Here is a 3,037-nt window from a genome sequence, read left to right on the forward strand (position 1 = left end):
CCTGGAGCGATAGACAATCCATCGCCTGTAGCAGAAGCTGCGCTTCGTTTCATACCAGCTGCCAAAAGTCACACCCTGTTTCATTCCGGATATCAAAAGCCACGTTTCATTTCACGTCCCTCCCGCACTGATATCAAAAGCCACGTTCTATTTCACACCAGATGTCAAAAGCCACGTTGCGTTTCATGCTGAGTGCCAAACGCCACGTTCTATTTCATTTTTTTAGCCAAAAGCCACGTTTCATTTCACGCGAAAAAAATCTACCTGGGCAAACGTCAGACCCTTTGAAACGGAATGTGGCGTTTGACATTTTTTCTGAAACGGAACGTGGCGTTTGGCAAGCAGGACCGTGCTGCTTGAAATGATCCGTGGCGTTTGGCAAGCAGGACCGTGCTGCTTGAAACGATCTGTGGCGTTTGGCAAGCAGAACAATGCCGCTTGTAGCAGAGCGAAAATCAATCTCAGTCAAAACCTTACTATCAGCTGTGTCTGGCGATTTTTTGTGGTCAAGAAGTGCATGTTGTCTAGAGCCGTACGCACATTGTTCAAGTGCGCTACCATCGCAAAGAAACTTTAGATTCAAAGAAAAGATGTGCATGACTCGTTTTAACCATAACAATCGCCGCGATGGCATCTCGGCTGAGACAGACCGACTTTCGTCTGAGCTTTTTGGAGATGCGCTAGACCTTCTTGCCACAGGTACGCAAATGGGCGTCCTGCTTGTCATAGAAGATGACCAAGGCAATACTGCGAGCTTTGAACTTAGCGATGATGGCTCGGAAGCTTTGATTAATGAGGCTTATACGCGCATTAAAGAAATCAATCACCATAAAGGAGACAAAGAAGCTGGGCTTGGGATGCCTGTTCGTTATGCTATCGCCTATGAGGGCGCAATCGCTGCTGCTGATGACAGCTATCAAGATGCGTTGCTTCTAGAATTTGGTGAAAAAGGTTATAAAAGCTATTCAGCTTATAGCTATGTAAAAGGGCGGGGAAAAGGCAAAAAGTTTCAGTGGACCGAGCCTGCTGCTGCTGGTGAAGTTGAGCCCTTACTGTAGTTTTTATTTGGGCGTCTGCCCGACATTCCAAAGCTATGTGCCGTTTTGCGGCCGTCTTGATAGATGGGATAAGTATGCTTCAAGAATCCATCCGAAATATTGCAATTATTGCCCACGTTGACCACGGTAAGACTACCTTGGTTGATCAGCTACTCAAAGCAAGCGGCGCATTTCGCGAAAACCAACAGGTAGAAGAGAGGGTTCTTGACTCCAACGATCAGGAGCGCGAACGCGGTATCACTATCTTGGCCAAAAATATTTCTATTGATTACAAAGATGTCAAAATCAATGTTATTGATACTCCAGGACATGCTGACTTTGGTGGTGAAGTAGAGCGTGTACTTAAGATGGCAGACGGAGCTCTCCTGCTTGTTGATGCCGCAGAAGGTCCTATGCCACAGACACGTTTTGTACTGCGCCACGCCATTGATGCAGGCCTTGCTGTGATGGTTGTTATCAACAAAATAGACCGTGATGGAGCAGATCCTGAGAACGCCTTGAATGCATGCCTCGATTTAATGATGGATTTAGGTGCAAGCGACGATCAGCTTGAATTTGCAATGGAACACGTGGTGTACTGCTCGGCAGTAAATGGCTTTGCTCGTCTCGATCCTGATGACGGCAATGATGATATGCTGCCGCTGCTGGATATGATTGTTGATTCTCTACCTGCACCCGACGTCGATCCTGCTGGTTCACTTGCGATGCAATGCGTCACTATCGATCACTCTGAGTATGTCGGTCGTATTGGCATTGGCCGTGTGTATGCTGGAACCATTCACAATGGGGACAAGATACTTGTCGTTAAAAATGATGGCTCGCGCACTATGGCTCAAATCAAGCAGCTGTTTACCTTTGACTATCTTGGCCGTAAAGAGTGTAAAGAAGTTGTTGCAGGCGATATCGCTGCTGTCGTGGGTATCGATTCGACTGATATTGGCGATGTGTACACCGATCCTGAAAATCCTGTTGAACTTGATCCCATTGAAATTGACCCCCCTACGCTTTCCATTGTGTTTGAAGCATCTACCTCACCTTTAGTGGGTCGCGATGGTGATATTGTTGGTGGTCGTCAGCTTAAAGAACGTTTGATGGCAGAAGCTGAAAATAATGTCACGATGCGTATTGAGGAGTTATCCGACAAAACTGGTGTTGAGGTCGCGGGGCGCGGTATCCTTCACCTTTCGGTGCTCATGGAGTCAATGCGTCGTGAGGGTTTTGAGTTTCAGGTGGGTCGCCCGCGTGTTTTGTTCAAAAAAGCCGCTGATGGGGAGCGCCTCGAGCCTATTGAGCAGGCGGTTGTTGAATGTCCCGGCGAGTTTTCCGGCAAGGTCATTGAGGTGTTTGGTAACAGTGGCGGTGCGATGACCAGTATGGAGACGGGTACTACCCAGACGCATCTAGAGTTCACCATTCCTACGCGCGGCATTATGGGTCTTAAGAATAAAATCATGAATGTCACTCATGGTGATGCGGTCTTTTATCATACCTTCCTCGAATACGGACCCTTTGTGGGTAACATTGGTAGCCGCGATAATGGCGCCATGATCTCAATGTCGACCGAAAAGGCTGTGGCTTATGCTTTGGGCACCTTGCAAGAACGCGGCAGTCTTTTTGTTGAACCGGGTACCGAGTGTTATGAAGGCATGCTGGTGGGGGAGCGCAGTCGTCCAGGTGATATGGTTGTCAATATTGCGCGCACCAAAAACCTTGGCAACCAACGCTCTTCGACAGCAGATATTTCCGTGCAGCTCACTCCTCCCAAAACCTTCTCTTTGGAAGAAGCGCTGGAGTACATCATGGATGACGAACTCGTTGAGGTGACGCCCAAGCATATTCGTATGCGCAAACGCATTCTCAACGATACCGATCGCCGTAAATGGGCTGTTCGTCACGGCATGGTCAAGAAGTAAGGCCAATAAAAAAATTCATGTGAGAAATAACTATGGTACTGACAAAATTTTTCTTAGTACCATGGT

2 protein-coding genes are annotated in these 3,037 nt (G+C 47.7%); both read left to right on the forward strand.

Features of this window, described 5'->3' with window-relative positions:
* Window positions 1-596 precede the first annotated feature (596 nt).
* Window positions 597-1,058, forward strand: a complete 462-nt coding sequence (locus tag Q0X25_RS08175; RefSeq protein ID WP_298581113.1) for a hypothetical protein — start codon at window positions 597-599, stop codon at window positions 1,056-1,058.
* A 74-nt stretch (window positions 1,059-1,132) separates the two neighbouring features.
* A complete protein-coding gene (gene typA / locus Q0X25_RS08180; protein ID WP_298581116.1) occupies window positions 1,133-2,971 on the forward strand; it encodes a translational GTPase TypA in 1,839 nt (612 codons plus the stop codon).
* The last annotated feature ends 66 nt before the right edge of the window (window positions 2,972-3,037 follow it).

Source organism: uncultured Olegusella sp. (assembly GCF_947253395.1).
Lineage (GTDB): Bacteria > Actinomycetota > Coriobacteriia > Coriobacteriales > Atopobiaceae > Olegusella.

What these genes read in the sequence shown, in the direction of transcription:
- typA (WP_298581116.1), top strand. Translation starts at nt 1,133, where the DNA reads ATGCTTCAAGAATCCATCCGAAATATTGCAATTATTGCCCACGTTGAC.
- Q0X25_RS08175 (WP_298581113.1), top strand. Translation starts at nt 597, where the DNA reads ATGACTCGTTTTAACCATAACAATCGCCGCGATGGCATCTCGGCTGAG.